Origin of the sequence: Neptuniibacter sp. PT8_73 (assembly GCF_047778045.1) — a bacterium.
GTDB lineage: Bacteria > Pseudomonadota > Gammaproteobacteria > Pseudomonadales > Balneatricaceae > Neptuniibacter.
Genome location: NZ_CP180545.1, coordinates 1,747,630 through 1,774,271, shown reverse-complemented (window position 1 = coordinate 1,774,271; position 26,642 = coordinate 1,747,630). Strand labels below are relative to the sequence as shown.

The window sequence follows — 26,642 nt, the reverse complement described above, 5'->3', positions numbered from 1 at the left end:
GTTTACATGAACAAATATCTAGACCAAAGTGACATACACATTAATGAAACATATAATGGATATCATTATCATTGATCGATATTTTGCACTGCACAATTTTTATGCACTTAAGTACATAATACCTACCAAGCACCTATGATGTAAGACCTATACATCCATAGAATTCAATACTTTAGCCCCAAAACCCACACAAACCATGGTTCTATCTAAAAGGAACTATAGAGCCATGTAAGCATTCCTAACACTTGTCGATAATCTCCTCCATCGTTAAACAAACTAAATTCCTTAATTGGGGGCGACATGAAAAATAACAAAGCCAAGCTGTTAGCTGTAGCAGTTGCAATGGGCATGAGCGCACACGCAAGCGCTGCAATTGAACTGTATAACCAGGATGGCACAACTTTCTCTGCTGATGGTCACTTCAACGCTTTCTACGTTCACACTGATAACGATGCGAACGACGAAGACCAAGCACGTGTACGTATGGGCTTCCTTCCTAACTACATCGGCTTCAACGTTTCTAAGCAGATTGATGATCTAAAAGTTGGCGGTCGCTCTTCTTTCTGGGTTACGATCAACGACGGCAATACTGAAAACACTGACACTGCAATTGACGTTCGTCAATTCTACGCTACTGTAGACGGCGATTTCGGTCAGGTTCTTTTCGGTAAAGATTTCGGCCTATACGGTCGCTCCAACATCTTCTCTGATGAACTACTACTAGGCACTGGTCTTCCAACACCTGTACTAGACGAAGTTACTCTAGGTAACATTTCTATCGGTTACCCATATGCTGGTCCACGTGCACAGGTAACTTACCGTTCTCCTGTAAACAACGGCTTCCAGATTGCTGTTGGTGTTCTAGACCCTGAAAGCGGCGAGTCAATTGACGCTAACACTGATAACAGCGCTCGCTTCGAGACTGAAATCACTTACGCGACTGACTTCGACGGCGGCAAATTCAACGCTTGGATCGGCGGTGCTATCGGCGAAAACGACGCTAACGACGTAGACGCACACGGTATTGCTTACGGTGCTCGCATCGCTATGGGTGGCTTCCAGTTCACAGCTTCTGGCTTTGATCAAGAAGGCATCTCTACTGTATTCGCATCTGACCTACTAGCTGACGAAACAGACACTGATGGCTACCTAGTTCAAGCTGCTTACCAGCACGGCGACCACCGTTTCATCCTTTCTCACGGTGAAACTGACACTGCAGCTGGCGGCGAAGACGAAATGCAGTCTATTGCATACATGTACAACGTAAACAGCAGCCTAAAACTGATTGCTGAATACGACAATGCAGACTCCGAAACACTTGGTGAAGACACTGATCAATTCGCTATCGGTGCTGCACTAAGCTGGTAATTACTACTTAAAGTAATTAGCTAGATATTGGCCGCCGCTCTGTCCCCCCCTTCTCCAGAGCCGCGGCCTTCTTTTATTTAGACCCCATCACTTCTTCGCCCCCCACTAAAGCAATTCGCAATTCGCAATTCGCAATTCGCAATTCGCAATTCGCAATTCGCAATTCGCAATTCGCAATTCGCAATTCGCAATTCAGCAGATTATAGAAATTTACTTCAGACAAAAAAAAGCCTGCTAACTAAGCAGGCGAAGTACGACGGTTAGAGCTCTTAGATAGAAACTCAAAGCCAGAGAGTGGATGTAAGAACATAAGCTGCTCTTGAATAAAATCATTATCCTTTAACCTCCTTAAATTTGCTGCTCTGCAACAGAATGAAATCATCTAATACTTTAGGCGCAGACCATAAGTGACGCCTATTTATACAAGACTCCCAAAAGCAGAGGCTAGAGGCTAGAGGCTAGAGGCTAGAGGCTAGAGGCTAGAGGCTAGAGGCTAGAGGCTAGAGGCTAGAGGCTAGAGGCTAGAGGCTAGAGGCTAGAGGCTAGAGGCTAGAGGCTAGAGGCTAGAGGCTAGAGGCTAGAGGCTAGAGGCTAGAGGCTAGAGGCTAGAGGCTAGAGGCTAGAGGCTAGAGGCTAGAGGCTAGAGGCTAGAGGCTAGAGGCTAGAGGCTAGAGGCTAGACAAGTTTGTGTTATATCCAGATGAACACAACAGAATTTTGTTATTTCTCCCATTTATTTTTAAGCACCCATACAAACAACGCGTCACGCGCACTTAATTTCCACATAAAAAAAAGCGCTGGCAAATCTACCAGCGCTTTAGTCATAAACGGCTTTCAATTAGGCGTGCATTAAGCCCATCCAGCCAAACCCATTAGAATCGAGCACGAATTCCGATAACACCTGAACGCGGCTTACCAGGACCTACAAAGCGATGATCTTCAATACCTTGATCTTCTAGCACTTCTTCAGCCTCACCATAAACACCAAACGTTTCGTAATCTTTATCAAATACGTTGTCGATTCGACCAAACAGCTCAACACTGTTAGTCAACTTATACTGACCACGAAGATTAACTACAGTGAATGAATCAACTTTCTCGTTCTCGTTCGCCTCATCACCACGGTAGAACTGGCTGCTCTGGTAGTTAACTTCAGCACCTAGATCAAACTTAGGCGTTACAGCCCAATCAGCAACGATTTTCAAAGTATGCTCAGGCAAACCTGGAATCTCATCACCCTTCTCTACAGAACGAGTATCACCCAATGGATTGTTGTTACTTACAGAATTAAATGGAGTCTGGAAAGTAGCATCCATCCAAGTGTAAGAAACACCTACTGCGACATTGTCGTAACGCTTGTTCGCTGCAAGCTCAATACCCATACGACGAGTCTCGCCAACATTGGCAAAATAACCTTCAGAAGCAAGCGTGCCCGCATTCTGGAAGATAATATCGTCGTGGTTAGTAGTGTGGAACGCACCAGCAGACCAACCATAACCAGAATTATTGCCACGAACACCAACCTCAAAAGATTTAGCAACAACTTGCTCTAGCGGTGGATCAGATACGAAGCCATTAGGCAGCTTACATGGATCTTCTGGATCCGCACAGCTCAATTCTGCAGGCGTTGGCGCTCGAGAAGATTCACTGTAGCTACCATAGTAGCTCATATGATCATTAGCTTGATACGCAAGGCCCACAGCTGGATTCAGACGCTTAAAGGAATGATTACCAGTCAAGTCTAAGTTTTCTTCACCGATACCAACCATATCGATATTTGTGTAGTTATAACGAGCAGACATAGTTAGATCTAGCTTCTCGTTAAGAGCCAGAGTATCAGTTACAAACAAGCCAAAGTTAGTAACATCTGTCTCAAGACGTACGCTAGACTCATTATCAAAAACACCAATACCTGTTACACCACGATCTTCTCCATCTTCGTTACGAAGACGTGCAAACTGAGTATCAGATTGAAAATCAATTTCAGAGTAATCGATACTAGCACCAACAGTTAGCTGGTTCTCTTTACCATTGAAGTCATCTAAGAAAGTTACCTGTGAACCAAGACCAAAGCTTTCCATCTTAGTTTCAGATGTATTCAAGGTACCATCGAATACTTCATCTTCATCCTGAATTTCAGCAGCCAAAGCCGCATCTACATCAGTAAGAGAATCATCGTCGTCCGCACCACGGAACTCTACAGCCTCAAAGTCAGCAAGAGCTGGCGCATCTTCATCACCCTCAAACTCACAAAGGGAAATCTTATTACCACCTAGCGCATCGCCTTCTTCATAACCAGCAACAACTTCATTCGCTGCATCAACCAAACATGCTGCGTAATCACTATCATCACCGTTCAAAGTTTTCACTTTGTTACGACGATAGAAAACATTACCTGCAAGCTGTGTATTATCATCGATCCACGTATCACCGCTCAAGGTCAACAACGCAAGATTTGTTTCAGTTTGGTCAGGCTGGGTAAAAATACTTTCACGACCTTCCGCTTCAAGCAAACCAATTGGTGCAGCACCGTTACCAATCATCTCGTTATTATTGATCGCAGCTGTTAGCTCGATGTTATTACCGTGCTCACCACGCCAAGTCAATGTAGATAAAGCCTGCTGAACCTCTGTAGGAGAATGATCACGCCAGCCATCTTCTTCGTAGTAATTACCGATTACAAAATAACCGAACTCACCATCATTACCACCAGACTGCAACTCAACATTCAATCGACCATCATTGCCAATTGAAGCCTCAATCTGATTGCCTTCATTATCAAAACCATTTTTGGTCTTAATGGATAGAGCACCACCCAGAGTATTTTGACCAAATACTGGGTTAGAACCTGCGAAAAGATTTACAGATTGGATTGCACCTTCAGGAATAAGATCCCAGTTTACAGTATCACCAAACGGCTCATTGAAACGGATGCCGTTAACGTAAACAGATAGACCTTGAGGCAAACCAAGCAACGGAGACGCTGTAAAGCCACGATACTGAACATCAGGCTGGAACGGATTGTTTACCGCTTCATTGATTGTCACACTGCTAAAGTTATAGCGCAGGTGCTCTGCAATATTTAATGACTGTGAACGTTCTAGATCTTCACTATTAGCAGACTGAACAGCTGCAGCGATACGATTTTTCTCAATACCTACACCGTAAATTGGTGTATTACCAATAACGGTAACACCATCTAATTGGGTAGTCTCATCTGCGTATACAGCTGCACTACATGCAGCTGTTGCCAATAAAGGCAGCCAGTACTTCTTTTGCAAGCTCATTATCTATGGGTCCTGTAAATATAGTTTTACTTATTGCCCATATTTTTTCATAAACTTGTCATAAACACTTTAATGCACCATGACAAAAGAAGCTTAATAAATATGTAGTACTTAAGGAGGGCACTCTTCCCGAAATAATTTCGCTTTATCCCAAACGCACCGGAATTTCAGCTTGATAAAATCTCAACTCTTCTCTCAACACCACCTCAGCAGTATCAGAAACCCTAAATCCATGAGCCTCTTCAGAAAAATAATAAGCCTCAACCCTTACGCCCCTTTCTTTTAATGCCCTTTCCATTTCACGAGTCTGCTCAGGCAACACAACCCTATCCTTCTCGCCTTGAAAGAAAATCACAGGACAATTAATTTGATCAACATTATCTAGAGGAGCACGATCGCGATAAACGGACTTTTCAGCAACAGGATCGCCAATTAGCCAATGAAGATAGTTTGATTCAAATTTATGAGTACAACCATCAAGAACAAGTGGATCTGTGACTCCATATAAGCTCGCAGCTGCCGCAAAACAATCGAGCCGATAAACCGCACTCAGCGCCGAAAAACCACCCGAACTATTACCACGAACAAAAACCGCACCTTTATCAACAAAGCCCAGTTCAACCAACTCATCTATTGCTGACTTAATATCTTCAACCTCTACAACACCCCATTGATGCTGAAGGCTATTACGATAAGCTCGTCCATAGTTGCTACTACCTCGATAGTTCAAATCCAACACCGAAAATCCTCGTTGGGTCCAATATTGGATTTTCATATTCAAAACAGGATAAGTAGCAGCTGTCGGCCCGCCATGAAGAAACACAACTAGAGGAGTTCGCCCATCACCATTTGAAAATTGACTATTAGCTGGAGAATAAAAATAGCCATAACATGTAGAACTCGTTTCAGAGAAACTCATAGGCTTCGCTAAGGAGCAATCCTCCCTAAGTAACGGCGAAGCCCCACCTGTAACAACTCTAACTTGACCAGTTACAGTATTAACCTTAACAACTGAAACAAGTCGGTCCTTGGCTGCCGCCACCACACAAACCCAATCACCAGCAGCAACTAATGACTTAAAGTAATTAAACTCAGGTACTAAAGAGACACCCTCCAGCATGACCTCAGCCCCTTCATGCTTATGATGAATGGATACAATTTTTGACGCAATTTCAGCATAATGCGTTAGGCCCGATTGCCAGGGTGCAGAAATTATATCGCACGACTCTTTCTCGACAGACACCAAGTCGTGATTATCTAAATCGCATCTGTAGATATTCCACCAACCAGAGCGATCAGTAACGACATACAACTCCCCACCTTCTGAAAAATAAGGCTGAGAAAGCGCCTCCTCAGAATTATGACCTGCAATAGGGGTAGGCCCATCGAGCTCTGAAGACGTTAGATCAAGATAAGAAAAAAGAGTTGAAGTCCACGGCTGATGCGGATGATTCCAGCTAACAAATGCAAGCACAGATCCCTGCGGATTAATCACAGGGTAGCTATAAAAATCTGCACCCTCGACCAAAACCTCTACCGAGCCATCAGACAAACTGATCGCAACAATTCGATTTATAACACCAGCATCAGCATGAATCTCTTCAACTGCAATCAAGCGATTACGGCTTTTATCCCATATAGGCTCGATATACCGCGTATTAGACTGACTGGTTACCTGGATAACATCACAAGCTCCGCTCAGACCCTGCCTGTAAACTTGCTGATCACTGGCGTTAACAAACACCAACGCATCATCAAGCAAACACCAACCTCGGCCACCATACTCATAGACCTTGCTTTGGACACTATAGTCAGGTGGAGTTATCTCACGATGAACCCCCGGCTGAGACTCTAACTCAAAACATATGCAGCAACGACCACCCTCATTCGGTCGCTGCTCAACCCAATAAAGGTCACCAGTCTGACTTAGCTGCAACTGACTATATTCAACACCAGCACTAATAGCATCAGCTTCTGATAGAGATGAAGACCAAAAACCCGGTGAATTTGAATTCGGCATGGTGATTAAGACTAACCTTTGGCAAACACCCGAGAGTTACGATCATTCCGATAGACAAAATCATCAGGATTATTGATGACTTTCTCAGCATTTTGCCTAGCCTCAACAATCTTATGGTGATGCTCAGACTTAGAACAAACAGGATCAGCATTATGCATATCGCCTGTCAGCATATAGGCCTGACAATGGCAGCCACCAAAATCTTTATCTTTTTCATCGCAACTACGACACGGCTCTTTCATCCAGTCGTCGCCACGGAAATAATTAAAGCCCGGGCTATCATCCCAAATCTGCTGTAAAGTCATCTCTTTAACATTTGGGAAATCTAGTGGCAGCATTCGCGCACTATGACAAGGCAAAGCCTTACCATCCGGTGTAACGGTTAGGAAAACCTGCCCCCAACCATTCATACAACCCTTAGGGCGCTCTTCATAATAATCTGGCGTCACAAAAATTAACTTAATAGGATTACCTTGAGCTGCTAATTTTTCACGGTACTCATTAGTAATACGCTCAGCTCGCTCGAGCTGCTCTTGAGTTGGCAGCAATTGCTCCACATTCTCGAAAGCCCAACCGTAGTATTGGCAGGTAGCAAGCTCAACATAATCAGCTTCAAGCTCTACACATAGCTCAATAATTTTATCGATACGATCAATATTATGACGATGGGTCACGAAGTTAAGCACCATAGGATAACCCTGCGCCTTAACTTCTCTAGCCATCTTAAGCTTTTGCTGGAATGCTTTTTGAGAACCAGCGACCATATTATTTACAGATTCATCGCTAGCCTGAAAACTAACTTGGATATGATCCAAGCCAGCTTTATGGAATTCAGCCATCTTACGCTCATTAAGGCCCACACCTGATGTAATCAAGTTGGTGTAATAACCCATTTCATGAGCACCGCCGATCAACTCAATAAGGTCCTGACGCACTAAAGGCTCACCACCTGAAAAACCAAGTTGAACTGCTCCCAACTCCCTTCCCTGCTGAAATACATCCAACCATTGCTGAGTTGTTAATTCACCACCAAAATCAGCAAAATCCAGAGGATTAGAACAATACGGACACTGCAGCGGGCATTTATAAGTTAGCTCTGCTAACAACCACAAAGGACGACCGTGAGTTTTTTCTACAGGATGACCAATATTTGGACGTGAAGGCGAGCCATTACAAGAGGAAGAAGTCATAAAATCTTTCACAAATTATTATTATCAACTATAGCTATCATCACTCTCGACAGCTAGTTTGTGCAGACCTAAATGGTAGCAATGAACTACTACCAAAGCACCAAATAAACGCACAAAAAAGATGACCTATAACAGGTAAGTAAAAGATATGTAGGAATAAAATGAGAAAGGGTCCCGCCCCCCCTGCATACCAAGGGGGCAGGTAGATCTTTAAGCTAACCAGCCTTGCTTTTTCGCTTCAGTCAGAAACTCAAGAACATCGCCAGAAAGATCGCCAGCATCAGAAAACTTCGCTTCCAATTCTGCGATAATTTTCGCAGCGTCACGCTCACCATCAACCAGCGCCATTATTTCACCAGCAGGTCCATTTAACTGAATCATACCTTCAGGATAAAGCAGGACATAACAATCCTGAGCCTTCTCCCACTGAAAGCGAAACATATTGTTCAGCACAGGAACATCCGATGCCACAAAAGCTACCGCATCAGTCATTAAACAATCCTCGGTGATAAACCTTCTGATCAGTTACTGTGTGATAAGGTGCACGTTCATACTCATAGGCCATAGTCATGGCATCCAGCATGGTCCACAGAACATCAAGTTTGAACTGCAAAATCTCTAGCATACGATCCTGCTGCTCACGCGTTGTATAATGATCAAGCGTAATCTCAAGACCATGAACTACATCACGACGCGCCTCAGTTAGACGGTTACGGAAGTATTGGTAACCATCTTCATTGATCCATGGGTAATGGTCAGGCCAGGTATCTAGGCGATTCTGATGAATCGTTGGCGCAAATAACTCGGTTAGAGAGGAACTTGCAGCTTCTTGCCAAGTCGCACGACGTGCAAAGTTAATATATGCATCCACCGCAAAACGAACACCCGGTAGAACATGTTCACCAGATATAATCTCTTCACGGGTCATACCTACAGCTTCACCTAATCGCAACCAAGCCTCAATACCGCCCTCAGCGCCCTCAAAACCATCATGATCAAGCACGCGCTGCACCCAGTGACGGCGCACTTCACGATCTGGGCAGTTAGCCATAATCGCGGCATCTTTTACAGGAATGCTAATCTGATAATAAAAACGGTTAGCTACCCAACCACGAATTTGCTCAGGCGTGGATTTACCTTCATACATAGCAATATGGTAAGGATGCTGCGTATGGTAGAAATCACCTTTAGCCCTTAAAGCTTTTTCAAATTCATCACGCGTTAAAGGCTGTTTATCTTCTGTACTACTCATTTTTTATATTAACCTCTACACACTTCCCGAAATTAAAGCTCGATCGACATTCCGTCATAAGAAATTTCGATATCATGAGATTCAACTTCAGCACGCTCAGGAGAATCTTCATCTAAGATCGGGTTGGTATTATTGATGTGGATGAGAATCTTACGCGGGTTATCCAACGTATCTAGATACTCAATCATGCCACCCTCACCAGACTGAGGCAGATGACCCATTGCAACACCCAACTTATCACCTACACCGGTAACGATAAGCTCATCTTCCTGCCAAATAGTACCGTCAACCAACAATACATCTGCAGATTCCATATAAGCGCGCAAATGAGGCTCGATCTGACCAAGACCAGGCGCATAGAACAATTTTTTACCCGTACGCGTGTCTTCGATTTGAATACCGATATTATCACCTGGGTGCGGGTCATCTCTGTGAGGAGAATAAGGAGGCGCACTACTTAGTAGCGGCACAGCAGTAAGCTTAAGCTCAGGCACTTGAGGAATGACAAAAGTATTGTCATTTTCACCGATTGGGATGCGGTTGATGTTATTACCGCCATTCCAATGCTTAAGCATATTAAAAACAGGGAAACCTGTAGTCAGGTCCTGCTCAACCATCTCTGTACACCAAATGTTATGCGGACAACCCTCACGCAACATTAATAAACCTGTCGTGTGGTCAATTTGGCTATCCATATATACGATCGCAGAGATACCCGTATCACGAATTGAGCGGTTAGGCTGCATAGGACCAAAGTTAGCTAGCTGCTCACGAATATCTGGAGATGTGTTGAAAAGAATCCAGTTTTCACCATCCGCACTTACAGTGATTGAAGATTGAGTGCGTGGTTTTGCATTAATTGTGCCTGCACGAACACCTGTGCAGTTTTTGCAGTTACAGTTCCACTGAGGGAAACCGCCACCAGCGGCAGAGCCTAATACTTGTACTTTCATTGTTATTCTTCTACTTATTAACCGTCGACATCCTGCAGTAAAATATCAGGAAAAAGGCAGGATCGCATAAGAAAAGTTGCTTTGAAAAATCCTCGAACGGGATTTGGGTCCTTCCAAGATAAATTACCCCGACATATAGCCGGGGTAATTTAAAAATACGTAACAGCTTTGCTATTAACGGTTTGCGAAGTACATAGTAACTTCAAAACCGATACGCAAATCAGTGTAAGCAGGCTTAGTCCACATAATGCTTTTCCTCTGTTTTTTGTTATTGAAAGGTATGTACAGTCAGATAATAGGTAGGTCACGCTTTGACATGTATGGTACTTTGGAATTAATTCCGACCTTATTTAGGTTAGCTGATAAAATGTATTTTTCAGGCAAAATTCACCATTAATATAAAAAACCATTAAAAATCATAAAGCTAAGCCTAAAACCAAGTTAAGATTAATTTCCAACTTTAACTACTTCCTAAGAGTCATCTATGCATTCCATACTCATTACTGGCTGCTCATCTGGTATTGGATACTACTGCGCCAAAGAGCTACACGATGCCGACTTCAAAGTCTTTGCAACAGCCCGTAAACAAGAAGATGTCGAACGCTTAACTGCAGAGGGACTGAGAAGCATAAAGTTAGACCTAAATGACAGCAATTCTATCGACGAAGCACTTGAATGGGTTCTAAGTCAAACAGATGGAAAACTGGACGCCCTTTTTAATAATGGTGCTTATGGCCAACCAGGTGCAGTTGAAGACTTGAGCAGAGACACCTTACGCGAGCAATTCGAGACCAACTTATTTGGTACGCACGAGCTAACCTGCAAAGTACTCAAAATTATGCGCAAGCAAAACCATGGACGCATAATTCAAAATAGCTCGGTACTGGGCATTATCACAATGCAATATCGAGGCGCATACAATGCCTCTAAATTTGCATTAGAAGGCTTGACCGACACGCTAAGACAGGAATTAGATGGTAGTAACATTCATATAAGCTTGATCGAACCCGGCCCAATTGAAAGCCAATTCCGTGCGAATGCATTCTCTGCTTTCAAGAAAAACATAGACAGAGAAAACAGCTTCCATAGAGATACCTATAATGCGGTGGAAGCTCGACTTGCAAAAGCTAATAACGATTACAGCAAGGACCCTTTCACTCTGGGGCCTGAAGCCGTATACAAAGCACTTTATCACGCATTAACCAGCTTAAAGCCACGACCTCGCTATTATGTAACTACACCCACATGGCTCTTTGGCATTCTTAAGCGCTTGCTACCAACCTGCGCTCTAGACTGGATTCTCAACATAGTCTCTAAGTCAGAAACCAAACAATAATCCTAGAGACCATCACCCTAACAACAAAAAAGCCGTCTGATTATCAGACGGCTTTTTTAGATTCTACTGTTATCTGATTCAGTTTAGATACCAACCAAACCATTTCTTTCCATAACTTCTTCCATGACTGACAAACTTGTCGGATCATCGATCGTTGATGGAACAGCATAGTCTTCACCAGCAGAAATTTGACGCATCAATTTACGTAAAATCTTACCAGAACGGGTTTTTGGCAAACGATCAACGACTACTGCACGCTTAAAGCAAGCCACAGCGCCAATCTCTTTACGTACCAGCGCAACCAACTCTGCTTCAAGATCCCCTTCGTCAATTTCTACGCCGTTTTTAAGCAACACAAAGCCAATTGGCTGCTGACCTTTTAGTGGGTCATTTACACCAATGACAGCGCATTCGGCTACGGCCTGATGTCCCGCAACAATCTCTTCCATTTCACCGGTAGACAGACGATGACCCGCAACGTTAATTACGTCATCTGTACGCCCCATGATGAAAACATAACCATCTTCATCTTTGTACCCGCCATCGCCAGAACAGTAGTAACCCGGGTAATCAGATAGATAGCTTGAACGATAACGCTCAAAGTCACCCCAAACAGTTGGGAAACAGCTCGGTGGCAAAGGAAGTTTCACAGCAATAGAGCCCTGCTCACCCGCTGGAAGCTCATTACCTTCAGCATCGAGGATCTGCACATTAAAACCAGAGATTGGCACTGTTGCAGAGCCCGCTTTTGGCGGCAGCGTTTCAATACCTGTCATATTGCCACAGATAGCCCAACCGGTTTCAGTCTGCCACCAATGATCGATAACTGGCTTACCTGTCGTTTCCATAGTCCAGTGATAAGTCGGAGGATCAAGACGCTCACCCGCCATAAATACTGACTGTAGATTTGAAAGGTCGTAGTTTTTAACCAGCTCACCTTCAGGATCTTCTTTCTTAATTGCACGGAATGCAGTTGGAGCTGAGAAAAGTACTTTAGCTTTGTACTCTTCACATACACGCCAGAATGCACCAGCATCAGGTGTGCGTACAGGCTTACCTTCGTAAACAATCGTTGAGCAACCAGCCAGTAGAGGTCCATAAACAATATAAGAGTGACCTACTACCCAGCCAACATCGGAAGCAGCCCAGAATACATCTCCAGCTTCTACGTTGTAGATAGCTTTCATCGAATACTTCATGGCAACGGCATGACCGCCATTATCACGAACAACACCTTTAGGCTTACCTGTAGTGCCCGAGGTATAAAGAATATAAAGCGGATCAGTACCTTTTACTGGTACGCACTCAGCAGGTTCTGCAGACGCCATCGCTTCATTCCAATCAAGATCACGCCCCTCTACTAGAGACGCCTCAACCTGCGGACGCTGAAGAATGACACATGCATCAGGTTTGTGAGCTGATTTTTCAATAGCCTGATCAAGCATTGGCTTATATTCAATCACTTTAGCGATCTCAATACCGCAAGAAGCAGAAACAATCACTTTAGGCTCTGCATCATCAATACGAACAGCCAGCTCTTGAGGTGCGAAACCACCAAATACAACAGAATGAATGGCACCTAAACGCGCCACTGCAAGCATTGCAACAACCGCTTCAGGGATCATCGGCATGTAAATAACTACACGATCGCCCTTTTCAACGCCTTGAGATTTAAGAACACCTGCAAATTTAGCCACCTCATCTCTTAGCTCTAGGTAACTAATTTTACGTTTCTGACCTGTAACCGGGGAATCGTAGATGATCGCTGTAGTATCAGCACGACCATTTTCCACATGGTAATCCAATGCAAGATAGGCAGTATTCATCTCGCCATCAGCAAACCAACGATCAATACCGTTCTCATCTTTCGATAGAATCTTTTCAGGTGCTTTAAACCATTTCAGATCTTGCGCCTTTTCTTTCCAAAACTCTTCTGGCGCCTCAATAGACTTAGAATATTCTGCTCTATAAGTCATGCACTCTGGCCTCTTTCCCATAAGTTAACGAATTGTAGACACTGAAAGCGATTTTTATGGTTTCTTGTTATTAGCTTCCTTCTACGAGGAATTATTTGTCGAAACACTATTTATTGTAGACACTTTCTCGAATGTGTAGACACACTTTAACTGAGAATATCTCTGTTTAATCTAATACAAAAGGCTGATACGCCTATTTATAAGCACAATCCAGATCGATAAAAACTTAAAGAAATCAGTAAATACGCGGCAAACAAGCCAGATTGTCGACAATCTTATTATTTGGCACTAAAACTAAAGAATAATGACCCCATACATATCTGCAACCTAAAGCTAAAGACATGCAAATAAAAAGGCGACCCAATGGGTCGCCTTTTTAGACAATCAAGAATACTCAAACTAACAAGGATATATTCGAGGCTCTATATGCAGATCTATACCATACTGCTGCTTTACTGATGCTTTTATATCCGATGCTAAGCTTAGCAAACGATGGGCATCACCCTCCCCTAGGTTGACCAACACAAGCGCTTGTTTATCGTATACACCAACGCCATCGCCTTTATGCCCCTTCCAGCCCAACTGATCAATCAGCCAGCCTGCAGCAACTTTATGATGTTCAGCTCCCTCTGGGTACCCAACAATATTTGAGAACTTAGCCTTTAACGTATCGAATTGCGCATTAGGGATCACAGGATTTTCAAAGAAACTACCGGCATTACCTATCACCGAAGGTACTGGAAGCTTAGAGCTGCGAATATCGCAAACGGCAGTGTACACATCTAAGGCTGTTGGCTGATCAATACCCTTAGCACCAAGAACATCAGCTAAACCACGGTATGCTAGTTGCGGAGTAAAAGTACTGGTTAAAGAAAACCTAACACTCCAGATAATATAACGACCATGTTCTGCGGATTTAAAGATACTGTCCCTATATCCAAACTGACATTCTTCACGATTAATCTGAACCAGCTCTTTATTCTTGCGATCATAAGCCGTCAGGCTGTGGAAACATTCTTTTAACTCAACCCCGTAAGCACCAATATTTTGCACAGGTGCCGCACCAACTGAACCAGGTATGAGCGCTAAGTTTTCCAGGCCATGCAGGCCCATCTCTAATAGACGACCAATAAATGAATGCCAGTTTTCACCAGCACCGACTTCGACTATTGCTTGATCACCATCATCAGCCAGCACCTTCACCCCTGTTATTCCAACAGAGATAACTGCACCAGGAATTCGATCACGTAACACTAGATTACTGCCACCACCTAAAACCAATAGAGGCCAGTTATTAGCTTCAACGTCACCTAACGCAGATTCTAATTCTTCAACGGTTTGGACTTGCGTGTAATGCTCAGCAATAACTTTGAAGCCAAAACTATTATGCGCCGTAAGGTCAGCCTCTTTCTGCCAAACCATCAATTTAATTCCTTCTTTATATGCTGTAGTAGACCGTCTGATGCTGATTCCACAAGATCCAGAACATGCTCGAAACCAGCTTCACCATCATAGTAAGGATCTGGAACATCAGCAGAGCTCATGCCTGCATAATCCAAAAATAAGCACAGTTTTCCTTGATAGTTAACGGGAGATATAGCTTGCAGATCACGCAAGTTTTGAGTGTCCATAGCAAGAATGTAATCAAACTGAGTGAAATCAGCGGTAACCGCCTGACGAGCTCTTAAAGAGCTCAAGTCATAGCCGCGTCGTTTAGCTGCTTTTGCAGAGCGAGAATCAGGTGGATTACCTACGTGATAAGCCGCAGTACCGGCCGAATCGATCTGAATATCACCAGCCAAACCCTGCTCTAAAACTTTTGCCTGAAAAACGCCATGCGCGGTTGGTGAGCGACAAATATTCCCCAAACACACAAACAAAACGGAGACTTTTTTATCCATCGGCCTAACCAACTCCCACCAACTCATTATTTAAGGGCTTAATTTTTAGCAATTATCCCATTATTCCAAAATAGTTAAAGCAAAGAAGTGACTGAGAAGTCCAGAGAAAGTGGAATTATGACTGGCAAACTGCGTATTGGGCAGGCTGCGATACACAAGCAACAAATTAAAGCCGCGCAGACTGGAGATACCTGCGCGGCAGATGAGTTTAATAAAAACTACCTATTATTTGAAACAAAGCCATCTATAACTTTTGCCAAACTCTCAGGCTTAGTTAGCATAGGCAGATGCCCCGTTTCCATGACCACCTCAGCATCAGGTTTAATACTAGCGCCGATTTTTTGCTGAGAAGAAAGAGATATAATTTTGTCATGCTCGGTATACACATATAACTTTTTCAATTTTGAAAAAGCCTTATTAGCATATTCAACTGTACCATCCGCGATAGCTGCAGGCTCATTAACCGCTAAAGCTAACACCTCTTCCTTAACTGAGTAAGAGTTAGAAAACGTAAACACCCCAGCAAAAGCTTGAGGGTCTTTTATCTTCAGCCAGCCCGACTTTTTATCGTACTCTACAGCGCTAAAGTAATTCTCATCGTCTTCTTTGCTCAATAATCCAAAAGGCTTTTCCCCTTTTAATGGCGCTACTGCGGCTATATAAGCAACAGATTGGATCTGATTTGTACCACAGAGAGATAGCGCATGATTCACAACCGCGCCTCCTTGGCTATGAGCAACCAAAGAAACAGAGCCTTTCACCTCACTCATAGCCTGGCACAAAGCCTTTGACGATACTGATAAAGTGACCTCTTTCGGATCTTGACTGTCATTTCGCCCAGGCAGATCTACAGCTAATGTTTTATAACCCTCGCTTTTAAGCGGCTCAATTACTTTTGCCCAAGACTCTCCTGTCAGATGCGCGCCATGCACAAACACCAACGTCGGCTTAGGTTCTTCAGAAACCTTACCCATCGAACATCCCGCTACTGATAAACAGGCAATCGATGCCATGACTAACTTCTTATACATGTGACTCTCCTAAAGCATGAAAAACTTTTCACTTTAGTGTCTGCAATATCAATATTGATGAAACCTAAATCAGCAGACACTAATGATTATCACTTACATTAATGCGATTCATAATACGGGTATTTATGAATTCGATCTATAAAGAATCACTTGAGAGCTTGGGTTTAGAAGAATGATAAAAGAGCTGTAAAGTTGCAGGAAATATAGAAGCGTTAACGCTGAGAAAGCGAACAATACGCCTCAAAAGGTTGGAAGGATTTATATGGAGAAAGAACAGCCAAGTACGAAGAGGCTTCATCCCATACTTGGCTGTAACGTCTGATAAAAAATTAAAATAATCGACGAAGTCGTTCCAGATCTTCTGGTGTATCTACACCCGCTGGCGGCTGCTCATCAGCTTCCGCCACATGAATTCGAGCACCATTCCACATTGCACGAAGTTGCTCAAGACACTCTGTCTCTTCTATCGGCGCTGGAGGCCACTTAACAAAATCGTTTAGCAGTTTGACACGGTATGCATAAATGCCGATATGTCTCTGCCATGCAAAACCTTCTGGCATCACATTCCGGTTCGCGTCTTCCGCAAAACTATTGCGAGGCCATGGAATTGGCGCACGACTAAAATAAAGCGCCATACCCCGAACATCACTAACCACTTTAACAACATTAGGATTGAGCAAACTTTCGATATCTGTGATTGGTTCGCTAAGCGTAGCAATACTAGCTTCAGGTTCAGCACGAAGGTTATGCGCAACCTGATTAATGATTCGAGCAGGCACTAACGGCTCATCACCTTGTACATTTACGACAATATCATCAGCGTAATAACCTAAGTCACTAACAACCTGTTGCAAGCGATCAGTACCAGAAGGATGGTCTGATGCAGTCATACAAACTTCAGCGCCAAATGACTGTGCCACATCAGCAATTCGCTGGTCGTCTGTGGCAATAAGAACACGATCCGCTTCACTTTCGCAGGCACGCTCGTAAACATGCTGTACCATTGGCTTTCCGTTAAGATCAGCTAACGGCTTACCCGGAAAGCGAGTCGAGGCATAGCGGGCCGGTATAATGACAGAAAAGCCCATAACTTTAATCCTGCTCGCGCTCTTCTGCGGTTAGCTCACGCGCTTCAGTTTCAAGCAACACAGGGATATCGTCACGAATTGGATAAGCTAACCCACTCGCTTTAGAGAAAAGCTCATTAGTGCTCTCATTGTATTCCAAAGGCGTTTTGGCTACTGGGCATACCAGAATATCCAACAACTTCTTATCCATTTTGTGTTTTACCTTTATTAGCTATAGCAATCTTTAATTTATCTAGCAGTTGCGTATAAAAACTCTCTGGCAACTGCGCTTTAATTTGTAAATACCACCAGTGTGACTGAGCGAACTCAGTAACTTTTACCGCATCCTTCTCTGTCATGATCACTGGGTAGTCATCACCAAACTGGAAATCATCAACAGTATAAAACGAATGATCAGGCTTAGCATGAGGAATAACTGTCACTTGGAGTTCTCGCTCAAGCGTATTAAAAAAACGCTGAGGATTACCAATCCCCGCAACAGCATGAACTTGTTTGCCGCTTAATGCTTCCAATGACAACTCGTCATCCGATAAGCAGTTCTTTAACGCTGTAGGCAGAAGAAACATCTCTTCTATTGTTGCTGCTTCATCAATCGCACTATGCAAGCGCCCATTACTGACAATAAGATCAACACTACAAAGCCGTTCAGGCTCCTCTCTTAGGGGCCCTGCAGGCATTAACGCCCTATTCCCAAGGCCACGCACGCCATCAATAACAACAATTTCAATATCTCGATCTAATCGGTAATGCTGCAATCCATCATCACTAATAATGAGATCACATTCGTAATTATCTAGAAGGTATTGTGCGGCGCTAGGACGGTTAGGATCGATAATAACGGGGCATTGGCAACGTTGAGCCAACATAAAAGGTTCATCACCTGACAACTCTGATGAATCTGCCTTAGTGACATCAAAAGGGAACTGTGTCGCCTTAGACTTATAACCGCGACTTATGATGCCAGGCTTATAGCCTTCTCGCTTTAATCTCTCGACCAAACTTATCGTTAGCGGAGTCTTACCTGTTCCGCCTACACTGATGTTACCAACAATAATAACAGGTACAGGCGCCACCCATGCCTGCTGCAAATCAGCGTGCTTTTTTCTCTTAGCTAGAAATCTATAGAGGGAACTAAAGGGCTTTAAAACACAAGGAGCTGGCTTTTCAGAATACCAACGCCCTTCTAACCGACTCATTGAGCATCAGGCTCCTGAGTAGTGATACTCAACTTGCTAAACCCTAGCTGTCCCGAAACATTCATCGCAGTGACAACAGCTTGGTGCGGAGTCTTAGCGTCCGCAGTGATAATCAATGGCATTTCGCGATCATCACCCGCTAACTCCTGTAAAGCGCGCCGAAGCGTCTTCGCCTGCGTGTTCACTAGAGCCTTACCATTTACGCTGTAATGCCCTTCATCAGTAATCAAGATCTCTAGAACTTCAATCTCTTTGACGACTGATTCGCCAGAAGCCTCTGGTAGATCAACATCAAGATGCGTTTCTTTAGTGAAGGTAGTCGAAACCATAAAAAAGATTAATAGCAAAAACACCACATCAATCAATGGTGTTAAATTGACATTAACCTCTTCAACCCGTTGGCGGGGGAATTTCATGCGCTTACCTATACCTACTCGACGTCGATGTCACGCTCACCGTGCATCACTTCAATAAGTTTTACCGTTTCTTGCTCCATAGTAATAACTAAGGAATCAATTCGGCGTTGAAAATAGCGATGAAATATAAGCGCAGGAATTGCGATCGTTAAACCTGCCGCTGTAGTAATAAGCGCTTCTGAGATACCACCAGCAAGAAGGCTGGTATTACCTGTACCGTGGATCATGATCTCAGTAAAAACCTTAATCATACCGATCACCGTACCTAACAATCCGAGTAAAGGCGTAATGGCAGCAATAGTTCCAAGCGGGTTTAGAAAACGCTCTAAATCGTGCACGACCTGACCAGCAGCCTCTTGAATGCTCTCCTTCATGATTTCTCGACCATGAGAGGCATTATTCAAACCAGCCACCAAAATCTGACCTAGAGGACTACTACGCTTTAAATCTTTTAGCCTTTCTGCCGTGATATTGCGCTGCTTTATTAAGGTCCAAACTTCTGCCAATAGACCTGGAGGTGCCACTCGATCTGCACGCAAAGTCCAAAAACGCTCTAAACAGATTGCTAACGCTATAACCGAGCAGATAACGATTGGAATCATTATCCAACCACCAGATTGTAAAAGCTCAAACACAGTAATTTCTCCTTTGACTGCGCGTACTCTATCACAGAGATTAAAACGATCTCCAGAATCGTTTTTCATCCTCTCTCATTGTTATTGTTTTACACCCTTCATGGGCATCAGCAATTAGCATAATGGCACCATCTTTGGCAGTCTCATAGGTTTTCACCCCTCTATCGACAAATCTCTGCACAACATCAGGATGAGGATGACCAAAAACGTTCGCATAACCAGCACTAAAGATGACATTTGAAGGCTTAATTGAGTTGATAAATGCAGTCGATGAAGAGGTTTTACTTCCATGGTGCGAAGCAACTAACCAATCAATACTTGGCGCAACTTTAGGGATTAGTTCAAGTTCTTTTTGAGCACCTATATCCCCTGGTAATAACAACCGACAATTCGGCGACTCGATCATTAATACGCATGAACGATCGTTATCATTCGTACCTTCCGCTCCTGCAAGAAACGTAAACACAACCCCATTCACCTGCCATCCACGGCTTGCTGTACAAACCTCTGCATTCTTATATCTATAAGATGTTGTTACCCTGTCCACCTTGATGGAATCAAATACAGCTGCAGCGCCTCCTGCATGATCATTATCACTATGACTCAGTACAAGATGATCAATTGAATCAATATTTGCCTTCTCAAAATCTGGCAAAACCGCCCTTTCATATGCAGTTCCACCAGAGCGATAAGATGGTCCAGTATCATAAAGTAATTGATACTCCCCGACCTGTACTCTGACAGCTAAGCCTTGCCCTACATCGTAAACCCAAACCCTAAAATCAGAGTCGTCCTTATACTTAGAACTAGAACCGACAATTGCAGGCAGCAACAGCAGCAACACCACCGATGAAGGCAACGACAATCTCAGCAACAGCAAACATCCCGCAACCAACACCACTAAAAGCAATACAACAATGTTCGGAGCATCTAACTGCCAATAACCTATTTCAATCTTTTGGTTCCATTCGACCGACCACCAAAACAAATCGGACATACCGTTCAGCAATGGAATTAGCAGATCTATACCGACAGAAGTAAGCCCAAGCTGTAGGAATAACAACGGAACAAGCACTGAAAAAAACGGTATAGCGATCAGATTAAAAAATGGTGCAATTACCGACACACCGGAAAAGTAAAACAGGTAGATAGGCAGCATACCTATCATCAACATGAATTGAAGCTTCAAGGCCATTCGCCATCCACGCGAAAATTGAGATATCCAAATCAATAAAGCGACAGCTGCAAAAGAGAGCCAAAAGCCTATCTCAAAAAAAGAGAGGGGATTGAGAAAAAGAACAACGACAAAAGCTACCCACCATCTCGTCCAATGATCCAGATAAAACATTCTGCTACCAGTAATCAATAAGACTAGTAACATAATAAAAGCACGTTGCGCCGGTATACCCGCACCTGATATCAAGAGATAAAAAGCAGCTAAGATAAATGCGCCGAAATAGGGGAATTGGTGCTGAAAGCTGATACCATAAAACACAACACCAGCCAGCCTTCCGATCCACCAGCCGCAGAGCGCCATAAAGCCAATGTGTAACCCACTAATCACCGCAAGATGCACAACTCCGCTATGCTTCAACAGATCCCAATCTTCAGCCTCCAGCATCGATTTAGTACCCGTCGTTAACGCCTGAAACAGAGCTATCGTCTGCTGGGTTTCAAATTGAGCTTGTATGGACTCATTAATCCATATTCGAGCACGACTGACCCCACTATCTGAATCCGAAAGAACATCAACTTGACCACGGACATAGCCAGTTGCATCAATGCCTCTAGCTAACAACCAACGCTCATAATCGAAGCCAGCAGGATTAACTAGACCATGTGGAGGTTTGAGCCTAGCAGTTAACTCAACACGATCACCCAGCGAAAGTGTTAAATCAGGGTTATACCAAGCAAGGCTAAGTCGATTAACCTCTAAATTTTCATCAGTACTTGTCCCTTGCACCCTTTGAATCTCGTCAACATCTAATAAAAATCTTACAACGCCCTCTTGATATCTAGGTATATCGGTTATGACGCCCTGTAATTTCCAATCTGTGCGTTTGATAGATTCCGGTAAACGTTGATCAAGATGGACAACACCCCACAGATTTACATAGAGAAAACTGACAAGTAAAAAACTCAAGTGCGATGACCTGATACGCGGAGCTAAAATCAGTAGAGGTGCTATAACTGTCACAATAGCGATAGAAAATGTCACTGAAAGTAATTGCGGCTGTAAAAGTGCTACCGCAAAACCAACAGCAATCGCGATCATCCTTGATCTCATGCTTTAGTTTCCTTGGCTTAACTGAACGTAAGGGGCATAATAAACCCTCATCCCGTTTGCTAGCCCATAATAAGTAAATAAGAAGATGCCGCGCAAACTTATAAAAAAATACATGCCAAACGAAGACAAGCTGAAGCAGCACAAACATCTTAGCTGGCTCGGCAGTCACATCCACGAACCTAACCTTTGGCACCTTAATAGAAAATCAGTTTCACGTGCCTTTTTAGTGGGTTTGTTTTGCGCTTTTTTGCCGATACCTATGCAGATGATCGTCGCTGCTATTCTTGCGGTAATGATCCGAAGTAACCTTCCAATTTCTGTTGGCTTGGTTTGGATTACCAACCCATTGACTATGCCGCCAATATTTTATTTCACATATCTAGTTGGAGATTTCCTTATTGGAGATCCTAACCAACAGATCGATTTCGAGATGAGCATGGATTTCATCCAAAACAGCTTATCCTTGGTTTGGTGGCCCCTACTGTTTGGCTCTGTAATCTGTGGGATAGTCTTCGGTTTACTCGGCTATCTAACAGTACAAGGCTTCTGGGCTTGGCATGTCGGTAAAAGCTGGAAAGACCGAGCTAAACGTACAAAGTAAGCAGATTAGAGAACAATAAAAAAGGGTGACATTATGTCACCCTTTTTCAATTAGCTTGCCATCTATTAACTCTAGTACCCTACCCGTTTTACGCGCTAACTCAGGATCATGTGTTACTAGCGCAAAAGCTATATCATATTCTTGATTAAGATTATCGATTAGCTCCTGAACACTTTCGGCAGTTGTGCGATCTAGATTACCCGTAGGTTCATCCATCAAAACAACCGCAGGCTTCCCGATCAGCGCTCGCGCTATTGCCACACGCTGTCTTTCGCCTCCACTTAATTGTGCAGGCTTATGATGCAATCGCTCACCTAATCCTACCGACTCTAGGACAGCTTGCGCTTCCTCTTTTACCTTATTAATGGATTGATCTCTCATCAACAAAGGCATAGAGGCATTTTCCAATGCAGTAAATTCGGGAAGAAGATGATGAAACTGGTATACAAAACCCAAGGTTTCATTCCTTACTTGCGCACGCTTAGCTTCGGAACCTGCATGTAGATCATGACCGTTAATGATCACATTGCCCTTCGTAGGCTTATCCAAACCACCAAGGATATTAAGCAGCGTACTTTTACCTGAACCTGATGAGCCTATAATGGCGAGCTGCTCACCTTTATGGAGAGCAAAGTCCAAATCCTTTAGGACTTCAACATCTCGGCCTGCATCGCTGTAGCTTTTCGAAACCCCATCCGCCTGCAATACAATCTCTTGATTACTCATATCGTAGCGCCTCAGCAGGATCTGTTTTAGATGCTCTCCAAGCAGGGTAAATCGTTGCAAGGAAACTAATCATGAGTGCTGTGCCTGTAATGACACCGACATCAGGCCATTGTAAATCGGACGGAAACTGACTAATAAAGTAGACATTCGGATCTAAGAACTGAATCGCAAAGGTTGATTCCACCCAGCCAATAATATCGGCTACATTAAGTGCCAAGGTCACACCCAAAACCGTACCCATCAAGGTTCCTAAAATACCAATGACTGTACCTTGAACCATAAAGATACGCATAATTCTGCCTGGCGTAGCACCTAAGGTCCTAAGAATTGCGACATCTGCTTTTTTGTCTGTCACGACCATAACGAGGGTAGAAACAATATTGAAAGCTGCTACAAGCACAATTAGGAATAACAAAAGGCCAATCATGCGCTTCTCTAGCTGAATCGCTTGAAATAAGTTCCCGTGTGTACGTGTCCAATCGCTGGTTCGGTAGTAACCTTGAAGGCCCGCTGCAATTTCTCTGACAGCTTTTGGAGCATCAAATAAATCATCAAATTTAAGGCGAATACCATCAACCCCTTCGCCTAATCGCTTAATTTTTGCAGCATCTTTAATATGGATATAAGCCAAATTTGCATCTAGCTCTGCACCCACTTCAAAAATCCCAACCACAGTAAATCGTTTTAACCTTGGAACAACGCCGGCAACACTGACAGACGCTTCCGGCAAAACTAGGGTAACTTTATCGCCGACTTTAACGCCTAAGTAACGAGCTAAAAGATTACCTAAAACGATCCCAAATCGTTGCTGATTTAAAACATCAAGCGTGCCTGATTGGATATGGTCGCCAAGAATTGAAACGTCAGCCTCTTCAGCTGGATCAATGCCATTGATAAGCGCTCCACGAACAACACCGCGACTGGTCAACATCCCTTGCGCCTGAATAAAAGGCGCAGCAGCGATCACTCGAGGGTTCTGCTCTAGCGATTCAACGAGTACAGGCCACTCTTCAATGGATTTCCCATAACCACTGATTGATGCATGCGGGACCATACCAAGAATGCGCTGTTTCAGCTCTCGGTCGAAGCCATTCATAACAGAAAGGACAATGATTAATGCAGCCACACCTAACATCAGCCCCAACATAGAGGCTAAAGAGATAAAGGAGATGAAATGGTTATTGCGTTTAGCTGCCGTATAACGCAATCCAATAAATATAGATAAGGGCTTAAACATGTGGCGATTAAACCACATAAGATCAAGCGTGTAAAAATGATATCCAACTGAACTTTTATAATAGCAACAAGTCTTAACTTACTGTTAATAAAACAATAGTTTCTATAAAAATCTTACATTTTGAATAGCTAAAATAATTCAATCATAGGTGCTTTTGTATGCGTTTATTCATATACTCCAAGCTATCTATGAAATATCATTTTGAGGGCAAGACATGCAGGAACAAGATCGCCGTCAGTATTTCCGTATTGACCAACATGTTTCTTTAGAACTGAAGATCATTTCAGAATCAGAAATTTCTGATCACCCAAGTCCTACTCAGTTCGATGTTTCGCCAAACTTTTTGCTGCTAAGCCAGCTTCAAGAGCTTGATAGTGACAGCAGTCATCTTTTACGCAAAGTTGCCGAAAAAGATAGTAATGTTGCAACCCTGCTTACCGTGATGCACAACAAGATTGAGCGTATCGCGCAAGCAATCGCCTCTACCGAGATGACCGTGGGCCAAAGTGCAATCCAAGAAGTAAATCTATCTGAAGGCGGCTTGCAGTTCCGACACAGCGAAGCCATTGCAAAAGATGCATTTTTATCTATTAAACTCGTATTCCCAGATTCATGCATTGGCCTTTTACTCTATGCGCAGTGCCTAAGAAGTGATTCCATGGGAGATGGTAGCCACCTAACCAGCGTCGAATTCATTAAAATGCCTGAAAACTGCCGTATGATTTTGGCGCGCCAGATTTTCGAAAGCCAAGCTAAACTGCGTAAACAACAAGCTGAAGAACCACAAGAAGCTTAAGCAATGAGCAAAGGGATCATTGCACTCACACAAGCTTTTGATCGATTAAACCAAGCACAAAAATCACTAAGCACTCAACTCCAGCAAAATGACTGTAGATATTGGCTGCTTAGTGATGAGCAACAGGATCCCTCATTAACAGGCGCTATAAAGACTATCACCAATATATGGCATTCAACCGGTGGTGATGGCCGGCGCACTGAAAACCTATACGGCCTCATTGGCGTACCTTCCCATATCATTCCGCTGATCCACCAACTCAATACTCATAAGCAAAATTTTCAAACTAGCGTGAGACAATTTCGTGAAGCGCACGGGGATCCAAACCAAATTATCTACAAACGCGCCGAAGAACTTAATCTAGCACTTCAGCAACAAGGCATGGCGCGCGTAAATTTAAAACAGTGTTACCGCCAAATACCTCTGCTTGAAAAGCGCCCAAACAAAGTAACCTTTAGCTGGTACAGTAGTGGCAGAAGCTTAAAGAAAGTATCGATTAAAGAAGCAGAGCAACGTCTGCTAGCTATGGATACTAATCAATTGCATATACAGCTTCAGCTTCAAGCACTAGGCAAAATTCCAAGTAATGAAGTGCTAGTACAGTTACAAAATCAAGTTCCAGTGATGCGAGCGAATATCGTTTGGAAAGATAAAGACAAACTCATAAGAAAAGCTCGTAACTGCCCGCTTCCTTTATTTTTCCCTTTAGATGCAGAAGAGGCTTTTCCGGAATATAATACCCCCTCCTTTACACCCCCCGATCAACGCAAACGGCAGCTTCGGAGTGATGTAATTATCGACCCCGAACCTTATTTGCCGAGCTTGCGTATACACCGCTACAAGAAAACATGACAGAAGAAAAATCGAACAAAAATACTAAACTCCACCATTTAGCAGCTGGCATTGGTTTCGCTGGCTTAATTTTGTGGTATTACGCAGGCTATAAACTAGGTTTTCTTGACTGGGCCATTCAGCAAGTTCCACCCAAATATGCAGGCGCAGGCATGATGGTCGGCGTCATGGTGTTGATGACACCTGGCTTTTTCATTTGGTCGCGTTATAACCGCTGGATTGAAAAGCGCTTAGAGATCACTGGTCAATACTATGAAGATGAGTACTACAAAAACGACGAAGCCTTAAAAGAACAACGCAAAAATAAAAAGAAGTAATATTCATTCCATTCTCCGAAGACACTCAGAATCATATACTTTACTGAGTGCTCTTCAGCCTTAATTCAGGCTATATAGATTACCCTCCCCCTTGAAAAACCTTCACGTTCTCAAACTTGAAGAATATCCAATCTGGACCTGTAATTAAAAAACCCCTTCATTTTGTCGCGAATGGAT

Annotated in this window: 25 protein-coding genes; 6 read left to right on the top strand and 19 right to left on the bottom strand. The window is 43.4% G+C overall.

What is annotated here, in order from left to right; translation table 11 throughout:
- The first annotated feature begins 300 nt into the window (after window positions 1–300).
- Window positions 301–1,368 (top strand): porin, encoded by a 1,068-nt coding sequence (locus ACMXYN_RS07925; protein ID WP_415894276.1) that lies wholly within the window; start codon window positions 301–303, stop codon window positions 1,366–1,368.
- Window positions 1,369–2,240: 872 nt separating this feature from the next.
- On the opposite strand, the gene ACMXYN_RS07920 is transcribed toward ACMXYN_RS07925, so the two are convergent.
- The 7 genes from ACMXYN_RS07920 to pqqA all read right to left on the bottom strand — a co-directional run bounded on the left by ACMXYN_RS07920 (window position 2,241) and on the right by pqqA (window position 10,316).
- Window positions 2,241–4,655, bottom strand: a complete 2,415-nt coding sequence (locus ACMXYN_RS07920; protein WP_415894275.1) for a TonB-dependent receptor — start codon at window positions 4,653–4,655, stop codon at window positions 2,241–2,243.
- Window positions 4,656–4,800: 145 nt separating this feature from the next.
- Complete coding sequence (locus ACMXYN_RS07915) at window positions 4,801–6,675, bottom strand: prolyl oligopeptidase family serine peptidase (protein WP_415894274.1); 1,875 nt, start codon at window positions 6,673–6,675, stop codon at window positions 4,801–4,803.
- An 11-nt stretch (window positions 6,676–6,686) separates the two neighbouring features.
- Entirely contained in the window at window positions 6,687–7,865 is a 1,179-nt protein-coding gene (gene pqqE, locus ACMXYN_RS07910; RefSeq protein WP_415894273.1) for a pyrroloquinoline quinone biosynthesis protein PqqE, read from the bottom strand.
- Between the two features lie 210 nt (window positions 7,866–8,075).
- On the bottom strand, window positions 8,076–8,357 hold the full coding sequence (gene pqqD, locus ACMXYN_RS07905) for a pyrroloquinoline quinone biosynthesis peptide chaperone PqqD (RefSeq protein WP_415894272.1): 282 nt from the start codon (window positions 8,355–8,357) through the stop codon (window positions 8,076–8,078).
- Window positions 8,350–9,117, bottom strand: coding sequence for a pyrroloquinoline-quinone synthase PqqC (gene pqqC / locus ACMXYN_RS07900; RefSeq protein ID WP_415894271.1), 768 nt, complete (start codon window positions 9,115–9,117; stop codon window positions 8,350–8,352). The genes pqqD and pqqC overlap by 8 nt, the downstream gene beginning before the upstream one ends.
- 32 nt (window positions 9,118–9,149) lie before the next feature.
- Complete coding sequence (pqqB, locus tag ACMXYN_RS07895) at window positions 9,150–10,070, bottom strand: pyrroloquinoline quinone biosynthesis protein PqqB (RefSeq protein WP_415894270.1); 921 nt, start codon at window positions 10,068–10,070, stop codon at window positions 9,150–9,152.
- Window positions 10,071–10,244: 174 nt separating this feature from the next.
- On the bottom strand, window positions 10,245–10,316 hold the full coding sequence (pqqA, locus tag ACMXYN_RS07890) for a pyrroloquinoline quinone precursor peptide PqqA (protein WP_003243383.1): 72 nt from the start codon (window positions 10,314–10,316) through the stop codon (window positions 10,245–10,247).
- A gap of 238 nt (window positions 10,317–10,554) precedes the next feature.
- On the opposite strand from pqqA, the gene ACMXYN_RS07885 reads away from it, so the two are divergent.
- Complete coding sequence (locus ACMXYN_RS07885; RefSeq protein ID WP_415894269.1) at window positions 10,555–11,406, top strand: SDR family oxidoreductase; 852 nt, start codon at window positions 10,555–10,557, stop codon at window positions 11,404–11,406.
- Between the two features lie 83 nt (window positions 11,407–11,489).
- Here the strand turns inward: ACMXYN_RS07885 and ACMXYN_RS07880 are convergent, their stop codons facing one another.
- The 10 genes from ACMXYN_RS07880 to ACMXYN_RS07835 form a co-directional block, all read right to left on the bottom strand.
- A complete protein-coding gene (locus tag ACMXYN_RS07880) occupies window positions 11,490–13,382 on the bottom strand; it encodes a propionyl-CoA synthetase (protein WP_415894268.1) in 1,893 nt (630 codons plus the stop codon).
- A 399-nt stretch (window positions 13,383–13,781) separates the two neighbouring features.
- Entirely contained in the window at window positions 13,782–14,804 is a 1,023-nt protein-coding gene (gene murB / locus ACMXYN_RS07875; RefSeq protein ID WP_415894267.1) for a UDP-N-acetylmuramate dehydrogenase, read from the bottom strand.
- Window positions 14,804–15,283: a low molecular weight protein-tyrosine-phosphatase gene (locus tag ACMXYN_RS07870; protein ID WP_415894266.1), complete on the bottom strand. Its 480-nt coding sequence runs from the start codon at window positions 15,281–15,283 to the stop codon at window positions 14,804–14,806. The genes murB and ACMXYN_RS07870 overlap by 1 nt, the downstream gene beginning before the upstream one ends.
- Window positions 15,284–15,501: 218 nt before the next feature.
- Complete coding sequence (locus ACMXYN_RS07865) at window positions 15,502–16,314, bottom strand: alpha/beta fold hydrolase (RefSeq protein WP_415894265.1); 813 nt, start codon at window positions 16,312–16,314, stop codon at window positions 15,502–15,504.
- A gap of 329 nt (window positions 16,315–16,643) precedes the next feature.
- Window positions 16,644–17,402: a 3-deoxy-manno-octulosonate cytidylyltransferase gene (kdsB, locus tag ACMXYN_RS07860; RefSeq protein WP_415894264.1), complete on the bottom strand. Its 759-nt coding sequence runs from the start codon at window positions 17,400–17,402 to the stop codon at window positions 16,644–16,646.
- Window positions 17,403–17,406: 4 nt separating this feature from the next.
- Entirely contained in the window at window positions 17,407–17,592 is a 186-nt protein-coding gene (locus ACMXYN_RS07855; protein WP_415881398.1) for a Trm112 family protein, read from the bottom strand.
- A complete protein-coding gene (gene lpxK, locus ACMXYN_RS07850; protein ID WP_415894263.1) occupies window positions 17,585–18,598 on the bottom strand; it encodes a tetraacyldisaccharide 4'-kinase in 1,014 nt (337 codons plus the stop codon). The genes ACMXYN_RS07855 and lpxK overlap by 8 nt, the downstream gene beginning before the upstream one ends.
- Window positions 18,595–19,014 carry an ExbD/TolR family protein gene (locus ACMXYN_RS07845; protein ID WP_415894262.1) on the bottom strand — a complete coding sequence of 140 codons (420 nt, stop codon included), beginning with the start codon at window positions 19,012–19,014 and terminating at the stop codon, window positions 18,595–18,597. Before ACMXYN_RS07845 ends, lpxK begins: the two co-directional genes overlap by 4 nt.
- A 14-nt stretch (window positions 19,015–19,028) precedes the next feature.
- Entirely contained in the window at window positions 19,029–19,649 is a 621-nt protein-coding gene (locus ACMXYN_RS07840) for a MotA/TolQ/ExbB proton channel family protein (protein ID WP_415894261.1), read from the bottom strand.
- A 40-nt stretch (window positions 19,650–19,689) separates the two neighbouring features.
- Entirely contained in the window at window positions 19,690–21,924 is a 2,235-nt protein-coding gene (locus ACMXYN_RS07835) for a DNA internalization-related competence protein ComEC/Rec2 (RefSeq protein WP_415894260.1), read from the bottom strand.
- Between the two features lie 97 nt (window positions 21,925–22,021).
- Between ACMXYN_RS07835 and ACMXYN_RS07830 the strand changes: the two genes are divergently transcribed.
- The gene (locus ACMXYN_RS07830; protein ID WP_415894259.1) at window positions 22,022–22,537 is read left to right on the top strand and encodes a DUF2062 domain-containing protein; all 516 of its coding nucleotides are present in this window, start codon (window positions 22,022–22,024) and stop codon (window positions 22,535–22,537) included.
- Window positions 22,538–22,573: 36 nt separating this feature from the next.
- Here ACMXYN_RS07830 and lolD read toward each other — a convergent pair whose 3' ends face one another.
- Together lolD and ACMXYN_RS07820 are read right to left on the bottom strand one after the other, a co-directional pair.
- Window positions 22,574–23,263: a lipoprotein-releasing ABC transporter ATP-binding protein LolD gene (gene lolD, locus ACMXYN_RS07825; protein WP_415894258.1), complete on the bottom strand. Its 690-nt coding sequence runs from the start codon at window positions 23,261–23,263 to the stop codon at window positions 22,574–22,576.
- Window positions 23,256–24,500, bottom strand: a complete 1,245-nt coding sequence (locus tag ACMXYN_RS07820; protein ID WP_415884658.1) for a lipoprotein-releasing ABC transporter permease subunit — start codon at window positions 24,498–24,500, stop codon at window positions 23,256–23,258. Before ACMXYN_RS07820 ends, lolD begins: the two co-directional genes overlap by 8 nt.
- Window positions 24,501–24,714: 214 nt before the next feature.
- Between ACMXYN_RS07820 and ACMXYN_RS07815 the strand changes: the two genes are divergently transcribed.
- From ACMXYN_RS07815 to ACMXYN_RS07805, 3 genes are read left to right on the top strand one after another with little or no spacing between them, the layout of a single operon-like run.
- Window positions 24,715–25,296 carry a PilZ domain-containing protein gene (locus ACMXYN_RS07815; RefSeq protein ID WP_415894257.1) on the top strand — a complete coding sequence of 194 codons (582 nt, stop codon included), beginning with the start codon at window positions 24,715–24,717 and terminating at the stop codon, window positions 25,294–25,296.
- 3 nt (window positions 25,297–25,299) lie between these two features.
- A complete protein-coding gene (locus ACMXYN_RS07810; RefSeq protein ID WP_415894256.1) occupies window positions 25,300–26,148 on the top strand; it encodes a hypothetical protein in 849 nt (282 codons plus the stop codon).
- Window positions 26,145–26,465 carry a hypothetical protein gene (locus ACMXYN_RS07805; protein WP_415894255.1) on the top strand — a complete coding sequence of 107 codons (321 nt, stop codon included), beginning with the start codon at window positions 26,145–26,147 and terminating at the stop codon, window positions 26,463–26,465. Before ACMXYN_RS07810 ends, ACMXYN_RS07805 begins: the two co-directional genes overlap by 4 nt.
- Window positions 26,466–26,642: the final 177 nt, after the last annotated feature.

Bases quoted from the DNA above. Each gene is read 5' to 3' on its own strand.
- ACMXYN_RS07925 (WP_415894276.1), top strand. From the start codon at position 301: ATGAAAAATAACAAAGCCAAGCTGTTAGCTGTAGCAGTTGCAATGGGC.
- ACMXYN_RS07920 (WP_415894275.1), bottom strand. From the start codon at position 4,655: ATGAGCTTGCAAAAGAAGTACTGGCTGCCTTTATTGGCAACAGCTGCA.
- ACMXYN_RS07915 (WP_415894274.1), bottom strand. From the start codon at position 6,675: ATGCCGAATTCAAATTCACCGGGTTTTTGGTCTTCATCTCTATCAGAA.
- pqqE (WP_415894273.1), bottom strand. From the start codon at position 7,865: ATGACTTCTTCCTCTTGTAATGGCTCGCCTTCACGTCCAAATATTGGT.
- pqqD (WP_415894272.1), bottom strand. From the start codon at position 8,357: ATGACTGATGCGGTAGCTTTTGTGGCATCGGATGTTCCTGTGCTGAAC.
- pqqC (WP_415894271.1), bottom strand. From the start codon at position 9,117: ATGAGTAGTACAGAAGATAAACAGCCTTTAACGCGTGATGAATTTGAA.
- pqqB (WP_415894270.1), bottom strand. From the start codon at position 10,070: ATGAAAGTACAAGTATTAGGCTCTGCCGCTGGTGGCGGTTTCCCTCAG.
- ACMXYN_RS07885 (WP_415894269.1), top strand. From the start codon at position 10,555: ATGCATTCCATACTCATTACTGGCTGCTCATCTGGTATTGGATACTAC.
- ACMXYN_RS07880 (WP_415894268.1), bottom strand. From the start codon at position 13,382: ATGACTTATAGAGCAGAATATTCTAAGTCTATTGAGGCGCCAGAAGAG.
- murB (WP_415894267.1), bottom strand. From the start codon at position 14,804: ATGGTTTGGCAGAAAGAGGCTGACCTTACGGCGCATAATAGTTTTGGC.
- ACMXYN_RS07870 (WP_415894266.1), bottom strand. From the start codon at position 15,283: ATGGATAAAAAAGTCTCCGTTTTGTTTGTGTGTTTGGGGAATATTTGT.
- ACMXYN_RS07865 (WP_415894265.1), bottom strand. From the start codon at position 16,314: ATGTATAAGAAGTTAGTCATGGCATCGATTGCCTGTTTATCAGTAGCG.
- kdsB (WP_415894264.1), bottom strand. From the start codon at position 17,402: ATGGGCTTTTCTGTCATTATACCGGCCCGCTATGCCTCGACTCGCTTT.
- ACMXYN_RS07855 (WP_415881398.1), bottom strand. From the start codon at position 17,592: ATGGATAAGAAGTTGTTGGATATTCTGGTATGCCCAGTAGCCAAAACG.
- lpxK (WP_415894263.1), bottom strand. From the start codon at position 18,598: ATGAGTCGGTTAGAAGGGCGTTGGTATTCTGAAAAGCCAGCTCCTTGT.
- ACMXYN_RS07845 (WP_415894262.1), bottom strand. From the start codon at position 19,014: ATGAAATTCCCCCGCCAACGGGTTGAAGAGGTTAATGTCAATTTAACA.
- ACMXYN_RS07835 (WP_415894260.1), bottom strand. From the start codon at position 21,924: ATGATCGCGATTGCTGTTGGTTTTGCGGTAGCACTTTTACAGCCGCAA.
- ACMXYN_RS07830 (WP_415894259.1), top strand. From the start codon at position 22,022: ATGCCGCGCAAACTTATAAAAAAATACATGCCAAACGAAGACAAGCTG.
- lolD (WP_415894258.1), bottom strand. From the start codon at position 23,263: ATGAGTAATCAAGAGATTGTATTGCAGGCGGATGGGGTTTCGAAAAGC.
- ACMXYN_RS07820 (WP_415884658.1), bottom strand. From the start codon at position 24,500: ATGTTTAAGCCCTTATCTATATTTATTGGATTGCGTTATACGGCAGCT.
- ACMXYN_RS07815 (WP_415894257.1), top strand. From the start codon at position 24,715: ATGCAGGAACAAGATCGCCGTCAGTATTTCCGTATTGACCAACATGTT.
- ACMXYN_RS07810 (WP_415894256.1), top strand. From the start codon at position 25,300: ATGAGCAAAGGGATCATTGCACTCACACAAGCTTTTGATCGATTAAAC.
- ACMXYN_RS07805 (WP_415894255.1), top strand. From the start codon at position 26,145: ATGACAGAAGAAAAATCGAACAAAAATACTAAACTCCACCATTTAGCA.